This is a genomic window from Pseudomonas sp. ADAK21 (assembly GCF_012935735.1).
GTDB lineage: Bacteria > Pseudomonadota > Gammaproteobacteria > Pseudomonadales > Pseudomonadaceae > Aquipseudomonas > Aquipseudomonas proteolytica.
Genome location: NZ_CP052857.1, coordinates 4,429,267 through 4,449,913, shown reverse-complemented (window position 1 = coordinate 4,449,913; position 20,647 = coordinate 4,429,267). Strand labels below are relative to the sequence as shown.

At 61.9% G+C, this 20,647-nt stretch carries 17 protein-coding genes; 9 read left to right on the top strand and 8 right to left on the bottom strand.

From position 1 onward, the window contains the following. Positions 1-104: 104 nt before the first annotated feature. On the top strand, positions 105-671 hold the full coding sequence (locus HKK57_RS20245) for a PQQ-dependent catabolism-associated CXXCW motif protein (RefSeq protein WP_169390634.1): 567 nt from the start codon (positions 105-107) through the stop codon (positions 669-671). Between the two features lie 14 nt (positions 672-685). After that, the gene (locus tag HKK57_RS20240) at positions 686-1,351 is read left to right on the top strand and encodes a response regulator transcription factor (protein WP_029296512.1); all 666 of its coding nucleotides are present in this window, start codon (positions 686-688) and stop codon (positions 1,349-1,351) included. A 113-nt stretch (positions 1,352-1,464) separates the two neighbouring features. Here the strand turns inward: HKK57_RS20240 and HKK57_RS20235 are convergent, their stop codons facing one another. The 6 genes from HKK57_RS20235 to HKK57_RS20210 all read right to left on the bottom strand — a co-directional run bounded on the left by HKK57_RS20235 (position 1,465) and on the right by HKK57_RS20210 (position 10,319). Beyond that, on the bottom strand, positions 1,465-3,726 hold the full coding sequence (locus tag HKK57_RS20235) for a hybrid sensor histidine kinase/response regulator (protein ID WP_237150454.1): 2,262 nt from the start codon (positions 3,724-3,726) through the stop codon (positions 1,465-1,467). Then, complete coding sequence (nosP, locus tag HKK57_RS20230) at positions 3,695-4,858, bottom strand: nitric oxide-sensing protein NosP (RefSeq protein ID WP_154908036.1); 1,164 nt, start codon at positions 4,856-4,858, stop codon at positions 3,695-3,697. The genes HKK57_RS20235 and nosP overlap by 32 nt, the downstream gene beginning before the upstream one ends. A gap of 246 nt (positions 4,859-5,104) precedes the next feature. Then, a complete protein-coding gene (locus tag HKK57_RS20225) occupies positions 5,105-6,280 on the bottom strand; it encodes a porin (protein WP_029296517.1) in 1,176 nt (391 codons plus the stop codon). 522 nt (positions 6,281-6,802) lie between these two features. Then, positions 6,803-7,978, bottom strand: a complete 1,176-nt coding sequence (locus HKK57_RS20220; protein WP_169389806.1) for an integrase core domain-containing protein — start codon at positions 7,976-7,978, stop codon at positions 6,803-6,805. A 283-nt stretch (positions 7,979-8,261) separates the two neighbouring features. Further along, a complete protein-coding gene (locus tag HKK57_RS20215) occupies positions 8,262-9,065 on the bottom strand; it encodes a sulfite exporter TauE/SafE family protein (protein WP_029296519.1) in 804 nt (267 codons plus the stop codon). 9 nt (positions 9,066-9,074) lie between these two features. After that, complete coding sequence (locus tag HKK57_RS20210; RefSeq protein ID WP_169390632.1) at positions 9,075-10,319, bottom strand: NAD(P)/FAD-dependent oxidoreductase; 1,245 nt, start codon at positions 10,317-10,319, stop codon at positions 9,075-9,077. Positions 10,320-10,489: 170 nt separating this feature from the next. Between HKK57_RS20210 and HKK57_RS20205 the strand changes: the two genes are divergently transcribed. After that, on the top strand, positions 10,490-11,353 hold the full coding sequence (locus tag HKK57_RS20205) for an MBL fold metallo-hydrolase (RefSeq protein ID WP_169390631.1): 864 nt from the start codon (positions 10,490-10,492) through the stop codon (positions 11,351-11,353). Between the two features lie 170 nt (positions 11,354-11,523). Here HKK57_RS20205 and bkdR read toward each other — a convergent pair whose 3' ends face one another. Beyond that, positions 11,524-12,009, bottom strand: a complete 486-nt coding sequence (bkdR, locus tag HKK57_RS20200) for a Bkd operon transcriptional regulator BkdR (protein ID WP_032860173.1) — start codon at positions 12,007-12,009, stop codon at positions 11,524-11,526. Positions 12,010-12,205: 196 nt separating this feature from the next. Here bkdR and HKK57_RS20195 point away from each other — a divergent pair, with 196 nt between their 5' ends. The 5 genes from HKK57_RS20195 (at position 12,206) to HKK57_RS20175 (ending at position 18,370) form a co-directional block, all read left to right on the top strand. After that, positions 12,206-13,441: a 3-methyl-2-oxobutanoate dehydrogenase (2-methylpropanoyl-transferring) subunit alpha gene (locus HKK57_RS20195; protein ID WP_029296528.1), complete on the top strand. Its 1,236-nt coding sequence runs from the start codon at positions 12,206-12,208 to the stop codon at positions 13,439-13,441. A gap of 1 nt (position 13,442) precedes the next feature. Then, positions 13,443-14,501, top strand: coding sequence for an alpha-ketoacid dehydrogenase subunit beta (locus HKK57_RS20190; RefSeq protein ID WP_029296529.1), 1,059 nt, complete (start codon positions 13,443-13,445; stop codon positions 14,499-14,501). Continuing rightward, the gene (locus tag HKK57_RS20185; RefSeq protein ID WP_104910436.1) at positions 14,502-15,770 is read left to right on the top strand and encodes a dihydrolipoamide acetyltransferase family protein; all 1,269 of its coding nucleotides are present in this window, start codon (positions 14,502-14,504) and stop codon (positions 15,768-15,770) included. Positions 15,771-15,774: 4 nt separating this feature from the next. Further along, positions 15,775-17,154, top strand: a complete 1,380-nt coding sequence (lpdA, locus tag HKK57_RS20180; RefSeq protein ID WP_169390630.1) for a dihydrolipoyl dehydrogenase — start codon at positions 15,775-15,777, stop codon at positions 17,152-17,154. 196 nt (positions 17,155-17,350) lie between these two features. Beyond that, positions 17,351-18,370 (top strand): branched-chain amino acid aminotransferase, encoded by a 1,020-nt coding sequence (locus HKK57_RS20175; protein ID WP_070995659.1) that lies wholly within the window; start codon positions 17,351-17,353, stop codon positions 18,368-18,370. Positions 18,371-18,495: 125 nt separating this feature from the next. Here the strand turns inward: HKK57_RS20175 and HKK57_RS20170 are convergent, their stop codons facing one another. Continuing rightward, positions 18,496-19,386 (bottom strand): GNAT family acetyltransferase, encoded by an 891-nt coding sequence (locus HKK57_RS20170; protein ID WP_169390629.1) that lies wholly within the window; start codon positions 19,384-19,386, stop codon positions 18,496-18,498. Between the two features lie 327 nt (positions 19,387-19,713). On the opposite strand from HKK57_RS20170, the gene ctlX reads away from it, so the two are divergent. Further along, positions 19,714-20,640 (top strand): citrulline utilization hydrolase CtlX, encoded by a 927-nt coding sequence (gene ctlX, locus HKK57_RS20165; protein WP_070995661.1) that lies wholly within the window; start codon positions 19,714-19,716, stop codon positions 20,638-20,640. Positions 20,641-20,647: the final 7 nt, after the last annotated feature.

The window sequence follows — 20,647 nt, the reverse complement described above, 5'->3', positions numbered from 1 at the left end:
GGGTGATTTACTACTTTGGTACTGGTTTTGCTGTCTATCGTCGCATTCCCAAGGCAGCGCGACTGGCATGTAATGGGCGCATAACTATAAGGATCGTACCTGCCATGCTGCCCGCCCGACTGACCCTGGTTGCCGTGCTGTCGCTGACCCCGCTGTTGGCGGCTGCCGAGGCGCCAAGCGCGTTGTTTTCCCGCGACGGCTACCGCATCAACCTCTACCGCAGCCCTACCCCAGACCACTTGCCGGGCGCGACCATCGTCGATACCCAGGCCTTGCAGGCGCTGCTGACACAACAGCCGCGCCCGGTGCTGATTGACGTTTACCGCCGGCAATGGCTACACGGCCAGTTCATCGAAGACCAGCCCCACGCCAACCTGCCCGGCAGCCATTGGCTGGCCAATACCGGCGACGGCGAGCTGACGCCCGAATGGCAAAGCTACTTCGCCCGCCACCTGTACACCTACAGCGACGGTAACCTGGCGCAACCGTTGGTGTTCTACTGCCGCTCCGATTGCTGGCTGAGTTGGAACGCGGTAAAACGGGCCAAAGCCTTGGGCTATAGCGCTGTGTATTGGTATCGCGATGGCCTGGACGCGTGGGAGGCAGCGAAGCTGCCCGTCACTGCGGCGCACCCTGAGCCCTTTGAGCTTGCCCCTGAACAACCACAATAAAAAGGTGAACGGCCATGTACAAAATTCTGATTGCCGACGATCACCCGCTGTTTCGCGAAGCGATCCATAACGTCATCAGCGACGGTTTTGCCGGTAGCGAAGTGATGGAAACCGCCGACCTGGACAGCGCCCTGGCCCTGACCCAGGAGCACGACGACCTCGACCTGATCCTGCTGGACCTGAACATGCCCGGCATGCACGGCCTCAATGGCCTGATCAACTTGCGCAACGAAGCGCCGACGATTCCGGTGGTGATTGTCTCGGCCGAGCAGGACAAGCAGATCGTGCTGCAGGCCATTACCTACGGTGCTGTAGGGTTTATCACCAAGTCCTCGCCACGGGCGCAGATGACCGAGGCGATCCAGCAGATCCTCAATGGCAACGTGTACCTGCCGCCGGATATCATCCGCACCCAGAAAAACCCCGGCCAGCGGCGCATGCACGATAACCCGGCCTTCGCCCCGGAACTGCTCCAGGCCCTGACCCGCAAGCAGTTGCTGGTACTCGAGCGCATGACCAAGGGCGAGTCGAACAAACAGATTGCCTACACCCTGGAAATTGCCGAGACGACAGTGAAGGCCCACGTGTCGGCGATCCTGCGCAAGTTGAATGTGCATAATCGGGTGCAGGCGATCCTCAGTGCCGGGGATATCGACTTTGGGTCCTACCTGCGGCGCTAAAGGTCTATGTGGGAGCGGGCTTGCTCGCGAAAGCGGTGTGTCATTCAGCATTTATTTGACTGATCCACCGCTTTCGCGAGCAAGCCCGCTCCCACATTTTGATCGAGGCGGTGTCAGGGGCGGCCCAAGAGGTGGCTCATGGCGGTCTTGAGTTTCATCGGCCGTACCGGCTTGTGCATCAAGGTGTGCCCCAGTTCGCGGATCTGCTGTTTCAGCTCGTTGCTGTAGTTGGCGGTGATCATCATCGCCGGGATCGCGCTGGCCCGCCGCGCATTGATCCTGGCCACCGCGTCCACGCCATTGCGCTCGTCGTCCAGGTGATAGTCGGCAATCAGCAGATCCGCCTGGGCATGGTAGTTGTCCACCTGCCGCGCCAGGTCCTGCTCGGACAACGCCGTCACCACCTGGCAGCCCCAGCCTTCAAGCAAGGTGCGCATGCCGGCGCAGATCGCCGCGTCGTTATCCAGCACCCACACCCGTGCGCCCTGTAAACGTTCCAGCATCGGCTCGCTCATCACAGGCTTGGGCAAGGCCTTGGGTGCGGTACTGCTCAGCGGCACCTGCACACTGAACATCGAACCGCGGCCCGGCCACGAGCGCACGGTGATCCGGTGCCCGAGGATGCTGGCGATTTTCTCCACAATCGCCAGGCCCAGGCCCAACCCGCGATCCTGGTCGGGGCGTTGCACATCGCCGCGCTTGAACTCCTGGAAAATCTCCTCCAACCGCTCCTCGGCGATGCCCATGCCGGTGTCCCAGACCTGGATCGACAAGCGCTGATGCTCACGCCGACACCCCAGCACCACACGCCCGCTGTAGGTGTAACGGATGGCATTGCTCAACAGATTGCGCAGGATCCGCGCCAGCAACTGGATATCGCTGCGCACCAGGGCCGAGCAGCCAATGAAATGCAGCTGCAAGCCTTCGCTGCGCGCCACTTGGGTGTATTCGGCGGCGAGGTTGTCCAGCAGTTCGCTCAAGGCAAACGGCGCGATATCGGCCTTGATCACCCCCGCATCGAGTTTGGAAATATCCACCAGGGTGCCCAGCAGGTTTTCCACATCCTCCAGGGAGTTGCTGACGTTGCGCACCAGGGTCTCGTTGGCCACCGGGTCGCGCCGTTCCAGCAAGGCGCCGGTAAACAAGCGCGCGGCGTTGAGCGGTTGCAACAGGTCATGGCTGACCGCCGCGAGAAACTTGGTTTTCGACAGGTTGGCCTGCTCGGCTTCCAGCTTGGCTTCACGCAGGCGCGATTCCACGCGGCGGCGCTCGTCGATTTCCTGCAGCAGTTGGTCGTTGAGCGAAGTCAGTTCCGCCGTGCGCTCGCGCACCCGCAATTCCAGGTTCTGATAGGCCTGATGCAGGGCCTCGGCGGTGCGCCGGCGCTCGGTGATGTCGCGGATCAGCACAAAGATCCCCACCACCTCGCCACTGGCCAGGCGGTTGGGCACATAGGAGCGCAGCATGTAGCGCTCCTGGTGATTGATGTTGGTTTCGGCGAACTCAAACGTCACGCTCTCCCCCGCCAACGCCTGCGCCACGTAGGCCTCCAGGCGTTGGTAATGCTGCTCGCTGTGGGCCTGGCGCAGGCTTTTGCCGAGCATCGCGCCCTGAGCCCAGCAATACCATTGCTCGTACACCTTATTAGTGAACTCGTAGACCAGGTCGGCATTGAGGTAGGCAATCAACGCTGGCACATGGTCGGTGATCAACCGGATCCAGCGTTCACTCTCCTGGGACTTCTGCGCGACGGCTTGTTCTCGGCGCAGGGTCTCGGCCAGTTTGACGTCGGTGATATCGGTAAACAGAATCACCCGCCCGCCGTCCTGGGTCGGCCGTTCGCTGACTTGCAGCCAGCGCCCGTTATCCAGGCGATAAAACAGCGTCTCATCGGCGTGCCCGTGGGCTTCTTCGGTGAACAGGCCGTTGACCGTCATCAGCCGCTTGACCTCGCGCAGGCCCATGCCCGCGACAATCTGCACCGGACTGTTGCTCCAGAATCCCTGGAAACGGCTGTTGAACAACACGATATGTTGGTGCTGGTCGAACAGCACGAAGGCATCGGAAATGCTCTCGATGGCATCGATCAAATGCTGGTGCGCGGTTTCTGCCCGCAGTCGTGCATCACTCAGTAGATGGTTGCTGGCCTTGAGTTCGGCCATGGCCTGGTTCAACGCATCGGTACGTTCGCGCACCTGCTCGGCCAGCACCACTGAATGCTGGAACGCCGCATAGGGGTCGTTGCCACGGGTCGCGCCCGATTCGACACGCTCGATCAGCGCGGCGTTGATCCGCGCCAGCTTGCGATTGTCCTGCTGCAGCGCGCTGATCTGCGCGCGCAGTTCAGCGCTGTCCAGGGGTTCGACCACGGGCAATGGCGACCCCGGTAAAGGTCTGGTTGATGTGCATGCCATTGAACTGCTCTCCGTAGGTGTTGAACCCGATCACCCGCTGCTCGCGCAAAAAGGTGCCGATCGGCTCCAGGGTGCCGTGGTCTTCCAGTTCCAGGCGCCGCAGGAAACAGTCGCAGCCGATGGTCAGCAACAGGTCGCCAAGACGCGCCTGCAGGCCGTCGAACAGGGTCTGCAGGTTGGGCAGGATCGGGCCTGGGGTCATGGCGGTAAGGACGATGCCGTTTTCCACTGCGCAGTAGAAGCTCAGGCTCAGGTCATCGTGGACCTGCTGGATTGCGCGCACGTAGTACTGATCGTTGATGCGCACCGCCAACGGGTGGGCGGCGAAGATCCGGTGGTCAAGTTGCGCCACCGCCACGCCGATATGCCGCGCGTATTCTTCGGCGGCAGGTTCGGCATTGAGCTCAAACACCCGCCGCGAGGTGCTGTCGGCCCCCGTCACCACCAGTTTCTGCGCGCGGGGCAGGATGTGGTGGGTGGTAAACACCTCGAAATCCAGCCAGGTATTGACCAGCACCACGACGGCAGCGCCGCTGTGGAAGGCGCCGTCGAAATACACGTGGGTGTGGGTCAAGTGGTTGTCATCACCGGCCGAGCCACCAAAATGCGGGATATCGCCGAGCGCCGCGCTCAAGGCGGCGAGGACCATTTCTTCACGGCTGGAAAGGCCATCGAGCAGGGTCAAGGCAAAGCTGTTGCCCTTGATCGGCGCCAGGGTGTTGCTGCGACAACCGCCCACCAGGCGCTCGACCATTTGCTGGGCGTCGATCAGGCTGAAGTGTTCAACCTGGTCGATCAGTTCGGTGGCGATGGAAAAGTGCGCATGATCAAACCCCACCGCCGTCACGCAATTGCGCCCATAGCCCTGGGGCGTGATCTCGCCGGCGCTGGTGCAACCCACCACGCGCACGCCACCAAAGCGCTGTTGCAGGGCCTGGCCGAGGGCCTGCAGATCGTAGGTAGCCGAGCAGAAGAACAGCACAAACCCCAGGTACGGGTGCAACAACTGGCTGGCCAGCTCATCGGCCACCTGCCACGCCTCGCTGGCCTGGGACATGGCTGTGACTACGCCTTCGCTGTGCACCTGTTGCATGGTCACCTCCGCCGTTTAAGCTCAAGTGTACGAACGCGCGGGATGGCGACCTATGCTACTTGGGTACTGGGTCGGGGCTTCGATGGGATGAGAACGCCAGGTTGGCGAGCAATCCATGTGAAATGAGATCAAAAAATGTGGGAGCGGGCTTGCTCGCGAAAGCGGTGTGTCATTCAGTATTTATTTGACTGATCCACCGCATTCGCGAGCAAGCCCGCTCCCACATTTTGATCCCGTTCCAGGTCATTACCAGGTGAGCACCGCACCTACGGCAAAGGTATCGGTGTCTTCGTTCTGCGCACTGGTGTCGTGGCCGCTGATCTCGAACTGGTTGTACTCGGCCACCAGCTTCAGGTTGTCGTTGATGTCATGGAACAGGGCAATGCCACGGGTTTCATAATCCGCGCCGCTGCCGACCACGCCGTTGCCGTCGTCCTTGGTCTTGCCGTAGGACAGCGCCAGACGGTTCTTGCCCAGTTTGTAGGAGCCCTGCAACAGGTAGCCGTTGCTGTCGACATTACGCAGCGTGGCCTCACCCGCGTTGTTGGTGAAGAACGGGTTGATGCCCTTGGCCTGGAAGCCGGAACCGGTGAGCGACAAGCCGCCCATCTTCGCCTGCACGCCGTAGCCCAGGCCTTTGGAGGTCACCGATTCGACGGTGGAGTCGGTGTTGTCCGACGTCTGGTAGCTGCCATTGAGCCAGCTGTAGATCTTCGCCCCGCCCACGTCGAACTGGTAGGTGATCTCGCTCTCGGTGCGCGGGTTTTTCTGGTAGGCCTTGCCCAGGGCGCTGCTGTCGTTGGTATCGACCGGGTCCATGATGCCCACGGCCACCCGCAGGCCTTCCATCACCGGGGTGCGGTAGGTGATTTGCGAGGTGGGGAACGGGTACGGGTAGCCGCTGCCGATATTGCCGAACGACACACCACCGCCATCCACCAGGCCCAGGCTGTCGCTGACCTGGCCGTAACCGGCGAGGAGTTCATCGAGCAGGATGTTGGAGCGGGCGAACAGGCCGAAGTCCTTGCCGATCAGCACTTCGCCCCACTCGGGGTTGGCCACGGTGCCGTAGAACTGGCGGACGTCGATGGCGGTGTCGGTGCCGTTGGTTTCGCTGTCGTTGATGGTCACCCAGAACGAAGCACGGGCGCCGAGCTTGAGGTCATCGACCTGCTTGCCCATGTTGAAGCCCAGGTAGTTGGGCAAAAAGCCCATCTTCACCCGCGACTGGCGCCGGTCGTATTGCTCACCGGCCCGATCCACATCGCTGTTGACGTAGAAGGCGTTGATATAGCCATCGGTGGAGAATGTGGTCTGGTCCTTGTCGTACAGCACGATCTCGGCCTGGGCCAGCGAGCTCAAGCCGAGGCTGGCGATAAAGGCTGGCAACAGACGACGGGGGAAGTTCTTATTGTTATGCATGGCGCGCTCCGCGACGGGGGGTCTGGGTGTCGGAGGCGATTATCGAAAGGCCGGCTGCGCGGTTAAACGCTGCCTTGGAGGGGGATGCGCGGTGCTTTGGACGACAGCGAGGGCCCGCCACTTAAGGCTTACACCGGTAGGAGCGAGCTTGCTCGCGAAGGTCGTTAACGATGACGTTGGGTATCTGACACCCCGAGGTGTTCTTGCTGGCGTAATCGCAGGCAAGCCAGCTCCCACAGGGGGATGCAGCTGCGCGCTCTGGCGTTGCTGTTGCTGTTGCTGTTGCTCTGCTTTTGATCTGGCTTTTGATCTCAGGCGCCCCGTCAAACCACGATGGCCGCAGGCAGGTATTGCGCAGTGGGCACCCCGGCATGGATGCCGGGGTAGCCGCGACACGGCCATGGATGGCCGATCGCGGCGGGCCCACGGAGCAATGCCTGACTGCGGGCATGCCGAGCCTAGGCGAGGCACCGAGTGGTGGGGCATGTACGGGACAACCACATGGGTTACAAAAAAGTGCATTCACATAGGTGACACTTTGATTGAGACATAACCGTTCTTTGCATCTCTCGCATTCACATGGCCCAAGATCACCGGACCGAAGATTACATTCCATACCCCATCACCAATCATCTCCATTCCGATGGTCTGGTGACGAAGTAAATTGCCGATATAAACCCGCATGCCTCCTCGATTGATGATTCCGCTACTGTCGGCCAGGTAACTCTCAATATGGCTCGCATAGGTCATTTCCGGTAGCTTCTCCGGGTACATTCGAGTTGAAGGCGTATAGCAAGCGGCAGGCGTTTTCTGGCCAAGCGCCTCGTGCCCACGCTCGTAATTATAGTGCTGCAGGAAGCGATCAAAGTGGCGCTGCTGGGCTTCCCAGGCAATTGCCGACGGGTGAGGTAACGTGCTTTTCAGCGTTCGGTGCATACGCTCATGCCGCCCATTCTGATCTGGGCGACCTGGCTCGATCCGCTCAGGAATGATCCCAAGTCTCATCCACCAGATCGACAGCTGTGACAACCCCGCTCGACTGGTGCTGGCAAACGGTATGCCGTTGTCGGTACGAATGCGCTCTGGCAGGCCGTATTCGCGAAAAACCCTTTCGAAGGTTTGCTGGGTTTCCTTCAGATTGGTGCTGCTCATGCTCTGGCACGCCAGCAAAAACCGGCTGGCATGATCCATGATCGTCAGCGGATAACACCAAATCCCTGCTCCGGTCAGGTATTGGCCTTTGTAATCAGCGCTGAATAACTGGTTGGGATTTTCTGCCTTGCGTAAAGGCTTGGGATACACAGCCACCCGTCGGCGCAATGGCTTGGGGGTAATCAAATCAGCTGCCTTGAGAATGTTGTAAATGGTCGTCTTCGAGGGCGGATCCTGATCTGGGAAACGCTGGATGAGACTATTCTGAATCTTTTTCGGGCCGGGAATCGTCTCGCCACTTAAGCGAAATTCAACGATTGCCTGTTTCACAGCCAAGGGCACCACGTAGGTTTGGTTGTGGCGGCAGCGGCTACGCTCATCAAGCCCACTCGGGCCCTCTGCCTCGTAACGCCTGATCCACTTATACCCAGTCTTGCGGCTGACCTCATAGTCCCGGCACAGCTGGCTAAGGCTGTGCTTCTGGGACAGGTAATCGGCAATGAACAGTACTTTAAGGTCCATAGGTTTCAGCTCTTTCCAGGGCATGGTCAGATCCTCGCGAAATCGACCCTGCCAGTTAAAAACTGTTACCTATGTGCGTGAACTGATTTGTAACCCATGTGGGTGAGTCATACCGGCAAGAGCCTTTTGGTTACTTTGGGGCTTTTCCAAAGTGACCCGCCGTCAGGGCGGAACCCTAAGTGGCCGTGACCGCAGCAACGGATATGTACACACACCAAGAAGATAGTTGTGTAGATACCTATGCCCCGCGTGATCGTTAACGACCTTCGCGAGCAAGCTCGCTCCTACAGGTTGGGCGGTGTGCAGGTTAGAGGGCGTTGAACAGCATCCCGCCGGCTACCACCACACACAGGCTGGCAAAGCCGATCTGCAAGGCCCGCGCCGGGACCCGCGACCCCAGGCGGCGGCCAGCGAGCATGCCGACGATGCTGGCAGCAATAAACACCCAGCCCATGGTGTCGATCACTACCCCGGCATGGAACGCGCCGACCACGCCGATCAGCGAGATCAGGCTGATCACCATCAACGACGTGGCGACGATCCCGCGCATCTGCACATCGGTCAGTTGCTTGAACGCCGGCACAATCAGAAAGCCGCCGCCCACGCCGAGCAGGCCCGATACCGCCCCCGTCACCGCACCCAATGCCGCCAGGGTCGCGGTGCATTTGGCGGTCCAGGAAAAGCGCCCGGTCTGTTGATCAAGCATGCAGTTCTTTTGCCCCCAGGAGGCTGCGCCATGGTCGCTGGGGCCGGCCTCGACCTTCTCGCGCCGCAGCATGCGCCAGGCCACCAGCACCATCAGCGCGCTGAACAGGCCCATCAGGATCTTGTCCGGCAACTGATGGGCGAAGAACACCCCCAGCGGCGAGAACAGCGCGCCCAGCAATGCGATCAACAGCGCCGCGCGGTAACGCACCAGGCCATGGCGCAGGCCATCAAGCGCACCGACTGCCGCGGCCGCACCGACCGCAAACAACGACACCGGCGCCGCTTCGGTCATGGTCAAGCCCAGCCCCAGCACCAACGCCGGCACCCCGAGAATCCCGCCCCCGGCGCCGGTCAGCCCCATCACCAAACCCATCATCACGCCAAAAAAACTTGCCAGCAGCATAGGGTTCTCTCACTCCACCTTGGCCAGGCGGGTCAGCCATTCGCGACCCTTGAGCATGCCGTTCCAGTAGAACCACGGCAGCAGTGTGGCCTTCAAGAACCACGCCGAACGCCGCGCCACGGTAGGGTCGAGGGCAAAGGTCGGCAACAGGCGGCCGCCATAACCAAACTCGGCCAGCACCACCTTGCCCTTCTCCACCGTCAGCGGGCAGGAGCCGTAACCGTCGTACTTGAGCGGCAATGGCGCCTGTTTGCGCAAGGCCAGCAGGTTCTCGGCCACCACCACGATTTGCTTGCGTACGGCGGCGGCCGTCTTGGCATTGCTGGTGGAGCACACATCGCCCAGGGCGAAGATATGGGGGTAACGCACCTGTTGCAGGCTGTGGGGGTCGACTTCGCACCAGCCGGCGGCGTCGGTCAGTGGGCTGTGGCGGATAAAGTCCGGCGCCACCTGTGGCGGCACGACGTGCAGCATGTCGAAGGACTTTTCTTCGATGCTGAGATTGCCCTCGGCGTCCTTGACCTCGAACCAGGCCTTGCGCGCCGGGCCGTCGACCTTGATCAGGTTGGAATTGAAGGCCAACCGCGCGCCATATTTTTCGACGTAGTTCATCAACGGCGGGACAAAGGTCGCCACGCCGAACAACGCGGCACCGGCCAGGTTGAATTCAACATCAATAGTGTCCAGGGCACCCTGCTTGAGCCAGTGGTCGCAAGACAGGTACATGGCTTTTTGCGGCGCACCGGCGCATTTGATCGGCATCGCCGGTTGGGTAAAGATCGCCTTGCCGCCCTTGAGCTGCTGCACCCGTTGCCAGGTGTAGGGCGCGTGCTGGTAGCTGTAGTTGGAGGTGACGCCGTTGTGGCCCAGGGTCTGTTCCAGGCCCTCGATTTTCTCCCAGGCCAGGCGCAGGCCGGGGCAGACGATCAGGTTGTTCCAGGTCACACGCTGGCCACTGTCGAGCACCAGGGCCTGTTCGTCGGGCAGCAACTGGCTGACCGCCGCCTGCACCCAGGTCACACCATCGGGCAACACCCGGGCCATGGGGCGCATGGTTTTGCGAATGTCATGGGCGCCGCCGCCCACCAGGGTCCAGGCCGGTTGGTAGTAATGGTCGGTGCTGGGTTCGATCAGGATGAGGTTCAACTGCGGGTCGCGCTTGAGCAGGCTGGCCAGCAGGCCGATGCCCGCCGAGCCGCCGCCGATGACCACGATATCGCCACTGATGGTTGGTCCCCAGTGTTGGTCGTTCATAGTCTTGGCCTTTGTTCTTCGACAATGCACACAAGGGTCGCTGCCGCATGGCGTCACGTCCCACTCACAATCGATCCTTTGCCTCGGATCGTTTGTTTCACTTAAGCTCGCAAGCCTATGTGGAAATCACCTTGAATGTAAGCTGCTATCAGCTACCCAGGACAACCGTCATGCCCGCGTTGATTCAATCCTTTCTGGACGAGGCGTCATCGACCTACACCTACGTCGTCTATGAAACGCACGCCAGCCCCTGCGCCATCGTCGATTCAGTGCTCAACTACGACCCGGCCTCGGGGCGTACCGACACGGCCCAGGCCGACAAAGTGATTGCCTTCGTCCGTGAACGAGGCCTGCAGGTGCATTGGCTGCTGGAAACCCACGCCCACGCCGATCACCTGTCCGCCGCGCCCTACCTGCGCCGGCAATTGGGCGGCAAGATTGCAATTGGCCAGTCCATCAGCAAAGTCCAGGATGTGTTCAAGAACCTGTTCAACCTGGAGCCGGAGTTCCGGGCCGACGGGTCGCAGTTCGACCATCTGTTTGCTCCCGACGAGATCTTCCACATCGGCAACCTCGAGGCCCAGGCCCTGCACGTGCCTGGGCACACCCCGGCGGACATGGCCTACCTGATCGACGACCAGATGATCCTGGTGGGCGACACCCTGTTCATGCCCGACGTCGGCACCGCCCGCTGCGACTTCCCCGGCGGCGATGCACGCCAGTTATATGCCTCGATGCGCACGTTGCTGGCCTTTCCCGGCGAGACGCGCCTGTATGTGTGCCACGACTACCCGCCTGAAGGCCGCGCGGCCAAATGCCTGACCACCGTGGCCGAACAGCGCGCGGGCAATATTCATGTGCATGACGGGGTGGACGAGGCGGCGTTTGTGCAGATGCGCACCCAGCGCGACGCCGGGCTTGGGATGCCGACCCTGTTGCTGCCGGCGATCCAGGTGAATGTGCGGGCGGGCAATATGCCGCCGGCGGAAGACAATGGCGTGACCTACCTGAAGATCCCCCTCAACCAGCTTTGAAATACCCAGTCCAATGTGGGTGCGGAACTTGTATGGGAGCTGGCTTGTGGCGAGCGGGCTTGCCCCGCGCTGGGCTGCGACGCAGCCCTAAACCCGGCCATCGCGGTTTATCTGAAGAAACGCGGCGGGCTTTTTGGGGCTGCTTCCACATTTCAGGTTTGCTGTGCTCTTCAGCCCAGGTTGATGCCATTGGCCGGCAGCGGCAGCGCCGTCTTGTAGCGCACCTGCTTGAGCGCAAAGCTGGAGCGAATGTTCGCCACCCCCGGCACCTTGGTCAGGAAATCCATCATAAAGCGCTCCAGTGACTGGATGGTCGGCACCAGCACCCGGATCAGGTAGTCCGGGTCGCCGGCCATCAGGTAGCACTCCATCACCTCCGGCCGGTCGGAAATCGCCCCCTCGAATTGTTGCAACGCCAGTTCGTTCTGTTTTTCCAGGCTGACGTGGATAAACACGTTGACGTGCAGCCCCAGCAAATCGGCATCCAGCAGCGTGACCTGGTCACGGATCAGGCCCAGTTCCTCCATCGCCTTGACCCGGTTGAAACACGGCGTGGGCGACAGGTTGACCGAGCGTGCGAGGTCGGCGTTGGTGATGCGGGCGTTCTCCTGGAGGCTGTTGAGAATCCCGATATCGATACGGTCCAGCTTGCGCATGAGACAAAACCACCTGTTTATTATGTTTATGCAGATTTTTTATCCTCAAATGATCTTATGCGCAACCAAACAGAGATAAATATTCTCCCCGGCCCGGCCTATGATTGTTGTAGGACAAGATTTCCCCTACCCGGGGACTGACTGTCAGCTAAGCGCGCCCACTATAAGAAATCCACAAGATCGAGCGTAGAAAGCCATGACCCAGCAATACGAACCGCTGCGCCTGCACGTTCCCGAGCCTTCTGGCCGTCCAGGTTGCAAGACCGACTTTACCTACCTGCGTCTGACCGACGCCGGTACCGTGCGCAAACCCGCCGTAGACGTAGAACCCGCCGACACCGCCGACCTGGCCAAGGGCCTGATCCGCGTGCTCGACGACCAGGGCCAGGCCCTGGGCCCGTGGGCTGAAGGCGTGCCGGTAGAGATCCTGCGCCGTGGCATGCGTGCCATGCTCAAGACACGGATCTTCGACAACCGCATGGTGGTTGCCCAGCGCCAGAAAAAAATGTCGTTCTACATGCAAAGCCTTGGCGAAGAAGCCATCGGCAGCGCCCAGGCCCTGGCCTTGAACGTTGATGACATGTGCTTCCCCACCTACCGCCAGCAAAGCATCCTGATGGCCCGCGAAGTGCCGCTGGTGGACCTGATCTGCCAACTGCTGTCCAACGAGCGCGACCCGCTCAAGGGCCGTCAGTTGCCGATCATGTACTCGGTCAAGGACTTTGGCTTCTTCACCATTTCCGGCAACCTCGCCACCCAGTTCGTACAGGGCGTGGGCTGGGGCATGGCCTCGGCGATCAAGGGCGATACCAAGATCGCCTCGGCGTGGATCGGCGATGGCGCCACCGCCGAATCGGACTTCCACACCGCCCTGACCTTCGCCCACGTGTACCGCGCGCCGGTGATTCTCAACGTGGTCAACAACCAGTGGGCAATTTCCACCTTCCAGGCAATTGCCGGCGGTGAAGCCACGACCTTTGCCGGACGCGGCGTGGGTTGCGGGATCGCCTCCCTGCGGGTGGACGGCAACGACTTCATTGCCGTGTACGCCGCCTCTGCCTGGGCCGCCGAACGGGCGCGGCGCAACCTCGGCCCGACCCTGATCGAATGGGTCACTTACCGCGCCGGCCCGCACTCCACCTCCGATGACCCGTCCAAATACCGGCCTGCCGACGACTGGAGCCACTTCCCGCTGGGCGACCCGATCGCCCGCCTCAAGCAGCACCTGATCAAGATTGGCCAGTGGTCCGAAGAGGAACACGCCACGGTCACTGCCGAGCTCGAAGCCGAAATACTCAGCGCGCAGAAAGAAGCCGAACAGTACGGCACCCTGGCCGGTGGCCAGATCCCGAGCGCCGCGAGCATGTTCGAAGACGTCTACAAAGAGATGCCGGAGCACTTGAAGCGCCAGCGTCAAGAGTTGGGGATCTGACATGAACGATCACAACAATAAAATCGAGTTGGAAACCGCCATGACCACTACCACCATGACCATGATCCAGGCGCTGCGCTCGGCCATGGATGTGATGCTTGAGCGTGACGATAACGTGGTGGTATTCGGCCAGGACGTCGGTTACTTCGGCGGCGTGTTCCGTTGCACCGAAGGCTTGCAGACCAAGTACGGCACCTCGCGGGTGTTTGACGCACCGATCTCCGAAAGCGGCATCGTCGGCGTGGCCGTGGGCATGGGCGCCTATGGCCTGCGCCCGGTGGCCGAAATCCAGTTCGCCGACTACGTGTACCCAGCCACCGACCAGATCATCTCCGAAGCGGCGCGCCTGCGTTACCGCTCGGCCGGCCAGTTCACCGCGCCTTTGACCATGCGCATGCCCTGCGGCGGCGGCATCTACGGCGGCCAGACCCACAGCCAGAGTATCGAAGCGGTGTTCACCCAGGTCTGCGGCCTGCGCACGGTGATGCCGTCCAACCCTTATGACGCCAAGGGCCTGCTGATCGCCTCCATCGAAAACGATGACCCGGTGATCTTCCTTGAGCCCAAGCGCCTGTACAACGGCCCGTTCGACGGCCACCACGACCGCCCGGTAACGCCATGGTCCAAGCACCCGCAAGCGCAGGTGCCGGACGGCTACTACACCGTGCCGCTGGATGTGGCCGCCATCGTGCGCCCAGGTTCGGCCGTCACCGTGCTGACTTACGGCACCACCGTGTATGTGTCGCAAGTGGCCGCCGAAGAAACCGGGATCGACGCTGAAGTCATCGACCTGCGCAGCCTGTGGCCGCTGGACCTGGAAACCATCGTCAAGTCGGTGAAAAAGACCGGCCGTTGCGTGGTGGTGCATGAAGCCACGCGTACCTGCGGTTTTGGCGCCGAGCTGGTGTCGTTGGTGCAAGAGCATTGCTTCCACTACCTGGAAGCGCCGATCGAACGTGTGACCGGTTGGGACACCCCCTACCCGCACGCGCAAGAGTGGGCGTATTTCCCTGGCCCGACCCGTGTGGGCGCGGCTTTGCAACGGGTCATGGAGGTCTGAATGGGCACGCACGTTATCAAGATGCCGGACATTGGCGAAGGCATCGCAGAGGTTGAGCTGTCGGTATGGCACGTCAAGGTCGGCGATATGGTCGTGGAAGACCAGGTGCTGGCGGACGTCATGACCGACAAGGCGATGGTGGATATTCCCTCGCCAGTCCACGGCAAGGTGATATCACTGGGCGGTGAGCCGGGTGAGGTCATGGCCGTGGGCAGTATCCTGATCAGCATTGAAGTCGAAGGCGCCGGCAATACCAAGGAGTCGGCGCTGTCGGCAGTGGTTGAGCAAGCCGCGCCGGCGCCCAAGGCCGACATCAAGGCACCGGTGGTTGAAAGCAAACCGGCCGCCAAGCCGCTGGTGGCTGCGGCGCAAGCCCCGGTGGCCCGCGACGCCGATGAGCGTCCGCTGGCTTCCCCCGCCGTGCGCAAGCATGCGCTGGATGCCGGGATCCAGTTACGTCTGGTCCAGGGCTCGGGCCCGGCCGGGCGCATTCTGCATGACGACCTCGAGGCCTATCTGCAACAGGGCACCACGCGGGCCGCGGCGGGCGCCAACCCGTATGCCGAACGCAACGACGAAGAGCAGATCCCGGTGATCGGCATGCGCCGCAAGATCGCTCAGCGCATGCAGGACGCGACCCGTCGCGCTGCGCATTTCAGCTACGTCGAAGAGATCGACGTGACGGCCCTCGACGACTTGCGCGTACACCTCAATGAAAAACACGGCGCCAGCCGCGGCAAGCTGACGTTGTTGCCGTTCCTGGTGCGGGCGATGGTCGTGGCGCTGCGCGATTTCCCGCAGATCAACGCGCGTTATGACGACGAAGCCCAGGTCATCACCCGCCTCGGCGCGGTGCATGTGGGCGTCGCCACCCAGAGCGATGTCGGGCTGATGGTGCCAGTGGTGCGTCATGCCGAAGCGCGCAGCCTATGGGGCACCGCCGAGGAAATCACCCGCCTGGCTACCGCCGCCCGCACTGGCAAGGCCAGCCGCGACGAGCTGTCGGGCTCGACCATCACCCTGACCAGCCTCGGCGCGTTGGGCGGGATTGTCAGCACTCCGGTGCTGAACCTGCCGGAAGTGGCGATTGTCGGGGTCAACCGCATTGTTGAGCGGCCGATGGTGATCAAGGGGCAGATCGTGATCCGCAAGATGATGAACCTCTCCAGCTCCTTCGATCACCGGGTGGTCGATGGCATGGACGCGGCGCAATTCATCCAGGCCATCCGTGGCCTGCTCGAACAACCCGCCAGCCTGTTCCTGGAGTAAGGGCATGACTCAGACACTGCATACCACGCTGCTGATTATCGGCGGCGGCCCAGGCGGTTACGTGGCGGCAATCCGCGCCGGCCAACTGGGCATCCCGACCATCCTGGTAGAAGGCCAGGCGCTGGGCGGCACCTGCCTGAACATCGGCTGCATTCCGTCCAAGGCGCTGATTCACGTGGCCGAACAGTTCCAGCAAACCGTGCACCTGAGCCAGGGTTCGGCCCTGGGCATCGACGTGGACGTGCCGACCCTGGATATCCGCAAGAGCGTGGAGTGGAAGGACGGCATCGTCGATCGCCTGACCACCGGGGTTGCCGCGCTACTGAAAAAACACAAAGTCCAGGTCATCCACGGCTGGGCCAAGATCGTCGACGGCAAGACCGTGGACGTGGGCGACCAACGCATCCAGTGCGAGCACCTGCTGCTGGCCACTGGCTCGAAAAGCGTCAACCTGCCGATGCTGCCGATTGGCGGGCCGATCATCTCGTCCACCGAAGCCCTGGCGCCGACCCGGGTGCCAAAGCGTTTGATCGTGGTCGGTGGCGGTTACATCGGCCTGGAACTGGGGATTGCCTACCGCAAGCTCGGGGCCGAGGTCAGCGTGGTCGAGGCCCAGGACCGCATCCTGCCAGCCTACGACGCCGAACTGACGCAACCGGTGGCCGAATCCCTCAAGCAACTGGGGGTCAAGCTGTACCTCAAGCACAGCGTCACTGGTTTTGAAGGTGGCAGCCTGCAAGTGCGCGATCCGGAGGGCGGCACCCTGGCCCTGGACACCGACCAGGTGCTGGTCGCCGTTGGTCGCAAACCCAACACCCAGGGCTGGAACCTGGAAGCACTGGACCTGGCGATGAACGGTGCGGCGATCAAGATCGACAACCGCTGCCAGACCAGCATGCGCAACGTGTGGGCCATCGGCGACCTGAGCGGCGAGCCAATGCTGGCGCACCGGGCCATGGCCCAGGGCGAGATGGTGGCCGAGCTGATCAGCGGCAAGTCCCGGGAATTCAACCCGGCGGCGATCCCGGCGGTGTGCTTTACCGACCCGGAACTGGTGGTGGTCGGCAAGACCCCGGACGAAGCCAAGGCCGCGGGCCTGGACTGCATCGTCTCGAGCTTCCCGTTCGCGGCCAATGGCCGGGCCATGACCCTGGAGTCCAAGACCGGCTTCGTGCGGGTGGTGGCGCGGCGTGACAATCACCTGATTGTCGGCTGGCAGGCAGTGGGGGCTGGCGTGTCCGAACTGTCCACGGCCTTTGGCCTGAGCCTGGAAATGGGCGCGCGCCTGGAAGATCTGGCGGGCACCATCCATGCCCACCCGACCCTGGGTGAAGCGGTGCAGGAAGCAGCCCTGCGGGCGTTGGGGCATGCGTTGCACCTGTAAAGTCAATGCGATCCAAATGTGGGAGCGGGCTTGCTCGCGAATGCGGTGTATCAGTCAACATATCCACCACTGACCCACCGTATTCGCGAGCAAGCCCGCTCCCACACAAGCCAAGAATGAAGTATTGTTGCGCCCATCCAGAAATAAACCGAAAGCCTGCCTTCGACCAGGCGGTTGCGAAGAGATAGAGGGTGTCATGAGTAACGAAAGCATCAATTGGGACAAATTGGGTTTTGACTACATCAAGACCGACAAGCGCTTCCTCCAGACCTGGAAAGACGGCGCCTGGCAAGAAGGCACCCTGACCGACGACAACGTGCTGCACATCAGCGAGGGCTCCACTGCCCTGCACTACGGCCAGCAATGCTTTGAAGGCCTCAAGGCCTATCGCTGCAAGGACGGCTCGATCAACCTGTTCCGCCCGGACCAGAACGCCGCCCGCATGCAACGCAGCTGCGCGCGCCTGCTGATGCCGCAAGTGCCGACCGAAGCCTTTATCCAAGCCTGTAAGGAAGTGGTCCGCGCCAACGAGCGTTTCATCCCGCCGTACGGCACTGGCGGCGCGCTGTACCTGCGCCCGTTCGTGATCGGCACCGGTGACAACATTGGCGTGCGCACCGCGCCCGAGTTCATCTTCTCGATCTTCTGCATCCCGGTTGGCGCCTACTTCAAGGGCGGCCTGACCCCGCACAACTTCCTGATCTCCGGCTACGACCGCGCCGCGCCAAACGGCACCGGCGCCGCCAAGGTCGGTGGCAACTACGCGGCCAGCCTGATGCCCGGCTCCCTGGCGAAAAAAGCCAACTTTGCCGACTGCATCTACCTGGACCCGGCCACCCACTCGAAAATCGAAGAAGTCGGCTCGGCCAACTTCTTCGGGATCACCCACGACAACAAGTTCGTCACCCCGAACTCGCCGTCGGTACTGCCAGGCATCACCCGCCTGTCGCTGATCGAACTGGCCAAGACCCGCCTGGGCCTGGAAGTGGTCGAAGGCGACGTGCTGATCGACAAACTGGCAGACTTCAAGGAAGCCGGCGCCTGCGGTACGGCGGCCGTGATCACGCCTATCGGCGGGATCGAGTACAAAGACAAACTGCACGTGTTCTACAGCGAAAAAGAAGTCGGCCCGGTCACCCAGAAGCTCTACAAAGAGCTGACCGGTGTGCAGTCCGGCGACGTTGAAGCGCCGGCTGGCTGGATCGTCAAGGTCTAAGCCGAGCGCAGAACAAAATGTGGGAGCGGGCTTGCTCGCGAAAGCGGTGTGTCAGTCACTGATGACGTTGACTGACCCACCGCTTTCGCGAGCAAGCCCGCTCCCACATTTGCTTACGGGTGGTTTCAGGATTTAGGCAGGTCCTGCGCAATCTTCTTGCCCATACTGATCCTCGGTTCCACGCCATACCCCAGCGTTTCATAGAACCCCACGACCGCCTCATTGCCCGAGGTGATCTGCAGGTTGATCTTCAGGCAACCCAAGGCAATCAATGCCTGCTCCCCATGCCGCACCAACGACGCGCCCAGGCCTTGCCGGCGATAGTCGGGATGCACGGCCACCGAATACAACCAGCCACGATGCCCGTCGTAACCTGCCATCAAGGTGCCGATCACGGCCGTCTTATCGGTAGCGACAAAGAACAGCCCATCGTCGACCGCCAGCTTTTTATCAATCGCCAACTCCGGCCGGTTATGGGCCGTGTCGTAGCCAAACGCCGCCTGCCATAACGTCGCGACCTGGGCACGATGCAAGCGGTCGCGGTAAGGCCCGATGGGGTGGCGGGACGACAATGCCTTCTCCATCACCAGGGTGCGCTCGTTGCCGTGGTACACATCGCGCACGGTGTGGAACCCCAGCTTGGTATAGAACGGCTCGGCGGTCAGCGACGACGGTACGCTCAATACCGTGACCCCAGCCTCACGGGCCCGCTGTTCGATATCGACCATCAGTTGGCGGCCGATGCCCTGCCCTTGCAGCGCCGGGTTGACGAACACCGAACGCACGACATTGACGTCCAGGGCGGCCGTGGCGACGATCAGTTGATCCCGGATTGCCACCAGCACGGTGCGGCGGGCAAGCAAGTGCAGCACCGCCGGCGGTGTGAAGTTGCTCGCCACCCGGGCAATCACGTCCGCCGGGTAGTCGCCGGCGTTGCTGCTGTGCAGGGCGGCAAGGATGACCTGGCTGATGCCTTCGGCATCCGAGGCTTGTGCGAGGCGAACGGCGGTAGGCATGACTCCTCCTGACGGACAGCGTTATGACAGCCACCACAATACCTATGTGTGGGCTTGTGTGGGAGCCGGGCTTGTCGGATCGCCGCATCGCCGCGATGCAGGCACCTCGGTGTGTCAGTTACACCGCAGTGATGCTATCGCTGGCAAGCCAGCTCCCACACAAGCCAGCTCCCACATTTTGAGCCGCGCTCGACGCTACAGCCGATTCGGCTGCCACACCCCTCTTTTCAGCTTTCCCGGCTGGGCCACTCCCCTGTTTCAGCCGGGATTCTGCCGCCAGAGCGCACAAAATAGCCTCCATGCCCAACCCCATGGACCCGTGCCCCCATGCAAACCACCAATACTGTCCTGATGATCCGCCCGGCGCACTTTGCCTTTAACCCGGACACCGCGATCAACAACCGTTTCCAGCGCGCGCCCGCAGATCCAGTGGCCGCACAGCACAAAGCGCTGGAAGAGTTCGACGGATACGTCCAGACCCTGCGCCAGCATGGCGTGGAAGTGTTGGTGGTGCAGGACACGCCCGCGCCCCACACCCCGGATTCGATCTTCCCCAATAACTGGTGGAGCAGCCATGCCGACGGCAGCCTGGTGCTGTACCCGATGGAAGGCCAGAACCGCCGCCTGGAGCGCAACAAAGGCGTGTTGCAAGTGCTGGAGCAACGCTTCGCGATCAAACACACCATCGACTTCAGCCACCTGGAACAACAGAACATGTTCCTCGAAGGCACCGGCAGCATGGTCCTCGACCGCCAGCACCGCATCAGCTACGCCTGTCACTCCGGACGCACCCACCACGATGCCCTGCGCCAGTTTGCCGAACGCCTGGACTATCAGGTCTGCGCCTTCCACGCCGTCGACCGCCATCACGCACCGATCTACCACAGCAACGTGATGATGAGCGTCGGCCGCGACCTGTCGGTGGTATGCCTGGACGCGCTACCCCAAGCCCACGAACGCCTGGGCCTGGAACGTTCCCTGCGCGACACCGGCAAAGACATCCTGGCCCTGGACTTCGACCAGTTGGAAGCCTTCGCCGGCAACATGCTGGAGGTCCACGACCGCGACGGCCAGCCGCTGCTGGTGATGTCCGCCAGCGCCTGGCGCTCGCTCAAGCCGGCGCAGCGCCAGCATGTGGAGCGCCACACCCACCCGGTGGTGGTGAATATCGACAATATCGAACGCATCGGCGGCGGCAGTGCCCGCTGCATGTTGGCCGAAGTGCATCTGCCGGCCCGCGCCTCATTCCAATAAGGAGTTT

Coding starts and splice junctions, on each gene's coding strand:
- HKK57_RS20240 (WP_029296512.1), top strand. CDS start 686: ATGTACAAAATTCTGATTGCCGACGATCACCCGCTGTTTCGCGAAGCG.
- HKK57_RS20170 (WP_169390629.1), bottom strand. CDS start 19,386: ATGCCTACCGCCGTTCGCCTCGCACAAGCCTCGGATGCCGAAGGCATC.
- HKK57_RS20205 (WP_169390631.1), top strand. CDS start 10,490: ATGCCCGCGTTGATTCAATCCTTTCTGGACGAGGCGTCATCGACCTAC.
- HKK57_RS20215 (WP_029296519.1), bottom strand. CDS start 9,065: ATGCTGCTGGCAAGTTTTTTTGGCGTGATGATGGGTTTGGTGATGGGG.
- HKK57_RS20175 (WP_070995659.1), top strand. CDS start 17,351: ATGAGTAACGAAAGCATCAATTGGGACAAATTGGGTTTTGACTACATC.
- HKK57_RS20185 (WP_104910436.1), top strand. CDS start 14,502: ATGGGCACGCACGTTATCAAGATGCCGGACATTGGCGAAGGCATCGCA.
- bkdR (WP_032860173.1), bottom strand. CDS start 12,009: ATGCGCAAGCTGGACCGTATCGATATCGGGATTCTCAACAGCCTCCAG.
- HKK57_RS20195 (WP_029296528.1), top strand. CDS start 12,206: ATGACCCAGCAATACGAACCGCTGCGCCTGCACGTTCCCGAGCCTTCT.
- nosP (WP_154908036.1), bottom strand. CDS start 4,858: ATGCAACAGGTGCACAGCGAAGGCGTAGTCACAGCCATGTCCCAGGCC.
- HKK57_RS20225 (WP_029296517.1), bottom strand. CDS start 6,280: ATGCATAACAATAAGAACTTCCCCCGTCGTCTGTTGCCAGCCTTTATC.
- HKK57_RS20245 (WP_169390634.1), top strand. CDS start 105: ATGCTGCCCGCCCGACTGACCCTGGTTGCCGTGCTGTCGCTGACCCCG.
- ctlX (WP_070995661.1), top strand. CDS start 19,714: ATGCAAACCACCAATACTGTCCTGATGATCCGCCCGGCGCACTTTGCC.
- HKK57_RS20220 (WP_169389806.1), bottom strand. CDS start 7,978: ATGCCCTGGAAAGAGCTGAAACCTATGGACCTTAAAGTACTGTTCATT.
- HKK57_RS20210 (WP_169390632.1), bottom strand. CDS start 10,319: ATGAACGACCAACACTGGGGACCAACCATCAGTGGCGATATCGTGGTC.
- HKK57_RS20190 (WP_029296529.1), top strand. CDS start 13,443: ATGAACGATCACAACAATAAAATCGAGTTGGAAACCGCCATGACCACT.
- lpdA (WP_169390630.1), top strand. CDS start 15,775: ATGACTCAGACACTGCATACCACGCTGCTGATTATCGGCGGCGGCCCA.